The sequence below is a fragment of the Armatimonas sp. genome (assembly GCF_043760365.1).
Lineage (GTDB): Bacteria > Armatimonadota > Armatimonadia > Armatimonadales > Armatimonadaceae > Armatimonas.
Genome location: NZ_JAYUPA010000996.1, coordinates 1 through 7,602, shown reverse-complemented (window position 1 = coordinate 7,602; position 7,602 = coordinate 1). Strand labels below are relative to the sequence as shown.

Genomic DNA, 7,602 nt, shown 5'->3' with positions numbered 1-7,602 from the left:
TTTCAGTAGTATCAGAGATGTCAAGCTTCTCAGCAATGGCAGTCATGGGGCTATTTTATCGCACCGAAGGCGGCGAAGGGGCCGTTTTTGTGGAGGATATCCACGCGTGAGAACCCCACCCGCTCCAGCAAGGCGCACTGCCAGAGCAGCGGTCGCGGGGTGTCTTCTTTGGCGATGTAGGCAAAGACTTGCTCGCGGTAGGCGTCGCTTTTGAAGCCGGTGAGATACTCGCCGTAGCGCTCCCACTGGAGTTTTTGCACGGTCGGGTCGGAGTGCTCAACCAAGTCAAAAATCCAGAGTGCGCCGCCGGGACGCAGCACGGCATAGAGCGCGGCAAAGACAGCCTCCCACTCACTCTCTTCCCGAAGATGGTGTAGGACGGCAGCGGCAAGAACAATATCCACGGACTCAGGCGCGAGGGAAAGCTGGCGCAGGTCGGTCTGGAGCGTCGTCACTGTGCCCGTGGTGGCCGCCGTAACGCGCTCTTTTGCCCGCATCAGCATGGGCTGCGAGAGATCCACGAGCGTGCAGTCGCAGTTTGGCAGAGATTGGAGCTGCTTGAGCGTGTAGTTGCCCGCACCGCAGCCTAGATCGAGAAGGTGTTTCCCATGAGGTGTCACGGCGGCGGCGGTCTGCGCGATCTGCTCCAGTGCTAAGGCCGCGTCCATTGTCGCCGTCTGGCCTGTCTCTAAGTTTGAGAAGCGCTCGACATCGGCATCGAAGCGTGTTCGAATTTCCTCCACCGTGGATTTGTTATGCATGCCTCTATTGTAAGCGCAGGTTTTTACCCTGTCCAATGAATCGTTTGGATAAGACCAATAGTCTGGAGCTATTTCTCGCCCTACACGGTCACCACGAGGCCATTAAACCGATTGGCCGCCACCAGAAGCCCCTCGCTTAGCCAGAGCTCGGTGGCACCCATGGCGGCGATTAGCACTTCGTCCATAAGCTTGCGATCCGGCGGCGAGAACTTCGAGAGCACCCAGTCAATCTGCTCGCTGCCCGATGCGGGTGGTGCCCCCACACCGATACGCAGGCGTGGGAAATCGTCGCCCTCCAGCTTGGCAATTAGATCCTTCAGCCCATTCTGCCCACCCGCCGAGCCGCTCGCACGCAGCCGCATTCGCCCCGGTGGCAGATTAATATCATCGCAGGCCACCAGAATCTCCGTGCGCTCGATGCCCTCTTTGCTTGCAATAACGCTCACGGAATCGCCCGAGAGGTTCATGTAGGTCTGTGGCTTGACCAGCATCACGGCCTGGCCCGCGATCACGCCGCGCCCCGTCACCGCTTTATCGCGCCGACTGGTCAGCGCGATCCCGTGCGCCTTTGCCAGCGCATCGAGCAGCTCAAAGCCGATATTGTGCCGCGTCTTGGCGTACGCTACCCCTGGATTTCCCAGCCCCACGATCAGTTTCATGTCCACTCTATCGCCGACTAAGGCCTCGCTGCTCCGCCCATTTCCTTAAAAATTGCGACCGCAACCCCAACGATCATTACCAGCATCAGGCCACAAAAATAAATGAGGCTGTTACGGACTTCTTTTTTCATGTGCTTTATGCTACCACTCCCTCTCACTTTCCCTTAGCTTCCCCTGACGCTCTACCTCCTGGTACACAAACGGCGCATTTCTCCTTAAGAAATCCGCAGAGATATGCCCTTGACGGTACTCCAAATAGTACTTGCGACGTAACCCACGACACTTCTCATCATCTAATTTCAGGCAGTGAATAGTTGCTTCGGCCTCTTGAGAAGATTGGCTCTCCGTAGCTGAAATTGCTCCACTCAACAGATTAAGCTGAAAGGATTCTGGCTGTACAGTAAAAGGATCCAAGACACTCGTTGCCTCACCTTTTCGAGTATTCATCGTATCGCAGGCAAGACGATAATTGCTCCACTCATAAGCAAGATCAGGTCGAGCCTTCTTGCCAAGATAATGATCTACGGTACCTCCCCCAATGACGAACTCGATGTAGACACAGAGATATGCGCAGATTCCGCCATAGGCTGTGTGCAGCTCTTGCAGGCACCACCCTTGCCAGTAGGCAGAAGGCGCCGTCCTGTCAGGCAGAGGCTTGGTGGTATCAATTTTCTTCTTTCGGAACCAGGCCGCTCCCTTTTTCCTAACTTTAGTATCAAAATCAGCAGGCTCGTCTGCCAAAGCGACAGGAATCATCTTTGCCAGCCACGATCCTCAAAATAGAATCTCCACCGAATCCAGAACGTGTCGATGTCTCCCAGAAGACGAAGGAGCCTTTGGTCAATTGCCAGTGCCTGCTCACGTGTCGTCTCAGAATTCCCCATTGCCGCGTCAGCATCAGCAATCGCCTGCTCCGTCTCCAGCGCATACCCTGACTTCTGATCGAACGCCTCGCTCTTGAGCCACGCATCCGCATCCCCACGCCGATACCACGGGCGCTTCGTCACTTCGACTTGCCCAGATTCGCGATTCAGGTCAAGGTCAAACCACGCGTCCTGTTCAGGATCAAAGAACGGTTCTATCGAAGCCATCACCAGCGGCGAGTGCGTTGTTGCGACGAATTGAATATTAACCTCGGGTGCTAAGATATTTATCGCTTCCATGAGAGATTTAACAATGGTTCGTTGCCATTTTGGGTGGAGATGTGCATCAATCTCATCTATCAGCAAGATTATTTCTTTTGTTATTGGTATATCTCTTAATTGGCTTGCTCTTTTATGTTCTTGCCAAGTCCATACGAGAAGGTATGAAAGAGTTAATAACCGTTTTGCTCCTGAAGATATATGACTGAGAGGGACTTCACCATATGGCATTACAATTGTAGGTATGTCTCTGACATCATCGACATAAACTCTAATGAGGTCGCCAATACCAGCAATATCAGTACCTTTACCAATAATTTGTACGATTTTTTTCAGAAGTGAGAAATTTTCATTCTGATCTTTTTGCCAATAAGCCCAGTCCTGAATTAATCCATTGCATATCTGATTTCCATTATTTTTTAATCCAGAAAGTATTTCTGTATAGGTAAAAACATAAGGATCAGAATCAGGAATACCCATGATGTAATCATCTGGAACCGAATTTATTGTTTTCTGTTTGTAATTTCTTGACCTATCTGATATAGAAATACTTCCATCTGACTGCATGTATATTAATATGCTGTTGGATCTATGCCTTATAGGTTGTATTGTTGACCATTTTTGAGATTTTCGATCAAAATTAAAATCTACTCTTTGATCAATAGTACTTTCCCGAACTATTCGGGCTTGCTTTAAGCGATCCTTAGGAAGGATTGGGTGTCCTACAGTAAGAGATTGATTGATTTCAGTAGGCCATTTTTGAACTGCTGCCCACCAAAATATATCAAGTAAAAAACTTTTCCCTAGTCCATTATCACCAGTAATAAAGTTCAATCTTGGCGAAAAATCAATGGTTAGCTCGTTAACGGGACCAACATTTTCAATATATAAATACTCAGTCATTATAGAACTACCACTGCTTCTCGAAGAGTTCGCTGATGGAGTCGTCGCAGTGGATGCGGCGGATGGCATCGGCGAGTAGTTCGGCGACGGAGAGGACGGTGAACTTGCCGGCGGCGGGGTGGTTGGTGTAGCGGAAGGGGATGGTGTCGGTGAGGATGACGCGCTGAATGGGGCTGGCGCTGATGCGATCAATCGCGGGCTCAGACAAGACGGCGTGGGTGCAGCAAGCCGTGACAGAGGCCGCACCACGCGCGATGAGGGCTTGAGCACCACTCACAATCGAGCCGCCGGTATCTATCATGTCGTCAATGATGATGCAGTTCTTGCCAAAGACATCTCCAATAATCTCCGTGATCTCCACTTTATTGGGTGCGGGGCGGCGCTTGGAGATGATCGCGAGCGGCGTTTGAAGTGTCTCGGCGAGCGTGCGGGCACGGTTGACCCCACCTTCGTCGGGCGAGACGACGCATGTCTCGCCACCCACTAGCCCGACCTCTTTTAAGTGCGCACCGAGGATGGGGCCCGCGTAGAGATGGTCCACGGGCAGTCGAAAAAATCCCTGGATTTGCTTAGCGTGCAAGTCTACACAGACCACGCGGTTTGCCCCCGACTCGGAGATAAGATCGGCGACCAGGCGCGCTGTGATCGGCTCGCGGGGCTTGATTTTCTTATCCTGGCGGGCGTAGCCGTAGTAGGGAAGCACCACGGTGATGCGCTGCGCCGAGGCCCGTCGGAAGGCATCCAGCAGGATCAGAAGCTCCATCAAGTTATCGTTGACGGGCATACAGGTGGGCTGAACCAGAAAAACATCCATTCCACGCGCGGACTCGTCTACTTGCACCCGAATCTCACCGTCGGCGAAGCGCGAGAGGAGCATCTTTCCCAGGGGGACACCTAGCTCTTTAGTTATGGAGTCGGCGAGGGCGGGGTGACCACTGCCCGCAAAGACACGCAGATTCTTGCCAATCGGAAGTGCTTTCTTAGCCATGATCTCTCTCTTTTCGTTTTCTCTCACGGCGGGCTGTCTCCGCCCCTTCGAGGTTGATCTGTCGCTCCCGCGCAATGGCAATTGCCTCTGTCGGGACATCCTGCGTGATCACCGAGCCCGCCGCCGTTAGTGCTCCGTCGCCGATCGTGACGGGTGCGACCAGAATAGAGCTACTGCCAATAAAGGCATCCGCGCCGATAGTCGTCTTGCTCTTGGTGAAACCATCGAAGTTACAGGTGATGGTTCCGGCTCCGATGTTGGTCTTTGTCCCAATCTCCGTGTCACCCAAGTAGCTCAAGTGCGATGCCGAGACGTTGTCGGCGAGCTGTCCGTTCTTGACCTCGACAAAGTTGCCGATCTTGCAGCCCTTGCCCAGAACAGCCTTACCCCGAAGCTGTGCAAAAGGCCCCACTTTGCAACCGTTGCCCACGATGGAGTCCGTGATGACGACATACGGACCGATGATGCAGTCCTCGCCGATCTGAGTATTGCCTCGCAGATAGGTACCTGGGTGGAGGACGGTGTCCTGCCCAACCGTGATTCCCACCTCGACATAGGTCGTCGCCGGATCAATGATTGTCACGCCGGAGAGCATCAGTTTTTTCAGAAGCTGTTTACGCAGAATCTCCGTGAGCTCGGCCAATTCCACGCGTGTGTTGATCCCAAGAGTGACATTGTTGTCTTTGGCGACCACGGCACGCACCGGCTCCCCGGCGGCGCGGGTCATCCCGATCACGTCGGTGAGATAGAGCTCGCCCTGCGCATTATTGGGGGTGAGCTGCTTCAAGCGCTCAAACAGTGAGCTACCATCAAAGACATAGACGGCAGCGTTCATCTCGCGAATGGATTTCTGCTCGGGTGTGGCGTCTTTGGCTTCGACAATTGCCTCGACGGCACCTGATCCATCGGCGGCGCGGACAACGCGCCCGTAGCTGCCCGCATCATCCAGGAGGGCGGAGAGCAGTGTCGCGCCGCCGGTGTGGGCCGCCAGAAGTTCGGAGAGCACCTCGGCGGAGAGAAGGGGCGCATCGCCTGGAACCACCAAGACGGGGCCGCTATGGCCTGCGAGAAGTGACTCGGCCTGCTGCGTGGCGTGGCCAGTGCCGCGTGGGTTATGCTGCCAGACGAACTCGATATTTTGCCCCGCATAGGCCGCTTCCACGCGTGCCTGCACTGCCTGACCCTCGTGGCCGATGACGACAATGCGGCGCTCGGCACCGGCGGCGGCGAGCGCATCTAGGATGTGGAAAAGAGTCGGCTTCCCACAGACGGGATGAAGCACCTTGGAGAGCTTCGAGCGCATCCGTGTAGACTTGCCCGCCGCCAGAATAATTGCTGCTGTCGTGCCCAAAAACTACCCCCTGACCGGGGGAATTATACTCGCACTAGCCCACGAAAGCTAGCGGGATATTCGGTTATTATTGTAGGTGTGCACCACGGGTGCCCCCATCTGATTGATCACATCGGCCCGCAGCACCTCAGAATGCTGGTGTGCAATCCCTTGAAATGTCTCGCAGGCCACTTCAAGTGCCATCAGGGAAGCCTGTGCGGCGCGGTACGCCCCCGGTGTAAGCACTACGCGGAACCGTCGACGCGCTTCCTGAATGACCGCCTGGGCCTGCTCCTGCGCGGCACAGACCTCAAGATAGCTCCCCCAGCCCGGCTCACGCATCGTCTGAGCGGCCTTGCGTCCCTGCGACGCCACTGCCTCGATGGCCTTACTGATCTCCAGTCGGATAAACTCATTGTGCTCCTGGATCGCGAGGAGAGGGAACTCAATATGGCGGCGGAGCTGGCCGATAGGTCGAAGCAGCTGGTAGGCACGAAAGACCCGGTTCAGGCGCGTGGCCTTGTAGCGACTCAGGGACGTGTCGAGCAGAAGCCCCCGAATCTCCCCCTCAAAGTGCTCTAGGTCTGCGAGAAAGTGTGAGAAAGTAGAGGCCTCTTCGGAGATTCCATGGCCCATGCGACAGGTCGCCAGATCAGCGGCAGCAATCGCGACCATGAGCGCCACATCGTGCTCCATCTTATCCAGAGCTGGATGTGGGGTCTCAATAAGTTGCCGTCGGTACACAGGAACAACAACCCGTTCCGTAGACTGAGTACTTTCAAAATCGGAGCGCCAGGTGATTCTCATGCTTTACTAAAATGCAGTTTCTATGCCAACAATGCGAGAGAGCGACTAGAAAATGGAAATATTTCAATTACGCTATTTTGTGGCGGCGGCGCAGCGGCTCAACTTTACACAGGCCGCAGCGCAGTGCCATATCGCCCAGCCGTCGCTCTCTGCGCAGATTGCCGCACTAGAGAGGGAGCTCGGTGCCGCGCTCTTTCACCGGCGAGGCCGCAGTGTGCGGCTCACCGATGCGGGGGAGACACTTCTCAGCCATGCGGAGCGGCTCCTGACGCAGGAAGAGGAGGCGCGGAGTGCGGTGCGGCGCGTGGTGGGGCTTGAGTCCGGACGGCTGAGTCTCTGGACACTGCCCACCCCCGGCCAGCACTTACTTCCTCCGGTTCTCGCCCGTTTTCGTGCGGCGCATCCTGGCATCAGTATCTCCGTGCATGAAGCCGTCCCCGCCCGCGCCATCGCCGAGGCCGTGACAGGCGGCCGCGCGGATCTTGGCGTCGTGCACCTTCCCTGCACTCACGACGGCCTGGAGCGCCGCCAGCTCCTCACTGAGGAGCTGGCGCTGATTGTCCCGGAGAGGCATCCGCTGGCGGAAAGCCCCCCCACCCTGGCGTCGCTCGCCAATGAGAACTGGGTCTGGGTTCCTGAGGGTCAGTCGCCGGAGCATCCGATTTTTGCCGCGTGCCTGGCGGCGGGCTTCACCCCGCGCATCGCCTGTGTCTCGGGTTCGGCTGGCGGAATGCAGGCGCTGGTCGCGGCGGGGCTAGGAATCGCGCTCCTGCCCCGGCTCGCGCTTAGCCCACCGCCCGGCACCGTGATTGTTGAGCTCGCCGAACCTCGCCCAACCCGAACCCTCGCCCTGATCTGGCGCTCCGGCGAGGCACTCTCTCACGCCGCCACGGCTTTTATGGCGCTACTCTAACAGGCAAACAGTTGCTTGACAAACTCGCTCGCGTGAGCTAAACTGAGTGTCATAGGCATGCAGGATGCCTCCTGTCCGCGGGAAGAGCTGAGTTCACCT

At 56.0% G+C, this 7,602-nt stretch carries 8 protein-coding genes; 1 reads left to right on the top strand and 7 read right to left on the bottom strand.

Features of this window, described 5'->3' with window-relative positions; translation table 11 throughout:
• Nucleotides 1-50 precede the first annotated feature (50 nt).
• The 7 genes from ACH2EH_RS25180 to ACH2EH_RS25150 all read right to left on the bottom strand — a co-directional run bounded on the left by ACH2EH_RS25180 (nucleotide 51) and on the right by ACH2EH_RS25150 (nucleotide 6,590).
• The gene (locus ACH2EH_RS25180; RefSeq protein ID WP_395146168.1) at nucleotides 51-761 is read right to left on the bottom strand and encodes a class I SAM-dependent methyltransferase; all 711 of its coding nucleotides are present in this window, start codon (nucleotides 759-761) and stop codon (nucleotides 51-53) included.
• An 80-nt stretch (nucleotides 762-841) separates the two neighbouring features.
• On the bottom strand, nucleotides 842-1,420 hold the full coding sequence (pth, locus tag ACH2EH_RS25175; RefSeq protein ID WP_395146166.1) for an aminoacyl-tRNA hydrolase: 579 nt from the start codon (nucleotides 1,418-1,420) through the stop codon (nucleotides 842-844).
• Between the two features lie 141 nt (nucleotides 1,421-1,561).
• Entirely contained in the window at nucleotides 1,562-2,176 is a 615-nt protein-coding gene (locus ACH2EH_RS25170; RefSeq protein ID WP_395146164.1) for a hypothetical protein, read from the bottom strand.
• Nucleotides 2,173-3,465: an AAA family ATPase gene (locus ACH2EH_RS25165; RefSeq protein WP_395146162.1), complete on the bottom strand. Its 1,293-nt coding sequence runs from the start codon at nucleotides 3,463-3,465 to the stop codon at nucleotides 2,173-2,175. The genes ACH2EH_RS25170 and ACH2EH_RS25165 overlap by 4 nt, the downstream gene beginning before the upstream one ends.
• A gap of 7 nt (nucleotides 3,466-3,472) precedes the next feature.
• The gene (locus tag ACH2EH_RS25160; protein ID WP_395146160.1) at nucleotides 3,473-4,453 is read right to left on the bottom strand and encodes a ribose-phosphate diphosphokinase; all 981 of its coding nucleotides are present in this window, start codon (nucleotides 4,451-4,453) and stop codon (nucleotides 3,473-3,475) included.
• The gene (gene glmU / locus ACH2EH_RS25155) at nucleotides 4,446-5,804 is read right to left on the bottom strand and encodes a bifunctional UDP-N-acetylglucosamine diphosphorylase/glucosamine-1-phosphate N-acetyltransferase GlmU (protein WP_395146158.1); all 1,359 of its coding nucleotides are present in this window, start codon (nucleotides 5,802-5,804) and stop codon (nucleotides 4,446-4,448) included. The genes ACH2EH_RS25160 and glmU overlap by 8 nt, the downstream gene beginning before the upstream one ends.
• 48 nt (nucleotides 5,805-5,852) lie before the next feature.
• Nucleotides 5,853-6,590 (bottom strand): hypothetical protein, encoded by a 738-nt coding sequence (locus ACH2EH_RS25150; protein ID WP_395146156.1) that lies wholly within the window; start codon nucleotides 6,588-6,590, stop codon nucleotides 5,853-5,855.
• Between the two features lie 52 nt (nucleotides 6,591-6,642).
• Between ACH2EH_RS25150 and ACH2EH_RS25145 the strand changes: the two genes are divergently transcribed.
• Nucleotides 6,643-7,503, top strand: coding sequence for a LysR family transcriptional regulator (locus tag ACH2EH_RS25145; RefSeq protein ID WP_395146154.1), 861 nt, complete (start codon nucleotides 6,643-6,645; stop codon nucleotides 7,501-7,503).
• Nucleotides 7,504-7,602: the final 99 nt, after the last annotated feature.

Coding starts and splice junctions, on each gene's coding strand:
- pth (WP_395146166.1), bottom strand. CDS start 1,420: ATGAAACTGATCGTGGGGCTGGGAAATCCAGGGGTAGCGTACGCCAAG.
- ACH2EH_RS25180 (WP_395146168.1), bottom strand. CDS start 761: ATGCATAACAAATCCACGGTGGAGGAAATTCGAACACGCTTCGATGCC.
- ACH2EH_RS25145 (WP_395146154.1), top strand. CDS start 6,643: ATGGAAATATTTCAATTACGCTATTTTGTGGCGGCGGCGCAGCGGCTC.
- ACH2EH_RS25170 (WP_395146164.1), bottom strand. CDS start 2,176: ATGATTCCTGTCGCTTTGGCAGACGAGCCTGCTGATTTTGATACTAAA.
- ACH2EH_RS25165 (WP_395146162.1), bottom strand. CDS start 3,465: ATGACTGAGTATTTATATATTGAAAATGTTGGTCCCGTTAACGAGCTA.
- ACH2EH_RS25150 (WP_395146156.1), bottom strand. CDS start 6,590: ATGAGAATCACCTGGCGCTCCGATTTTGAAAGTACTCAGTCTACGGAA.
- ACH2EH_RS25160 (WP_395146160.1), bottom strand. CDS start 4,453: ATGGCTAAGAAAGCACTTCCGATTGGCAAGAATCTGCGTGTCTTTGCG.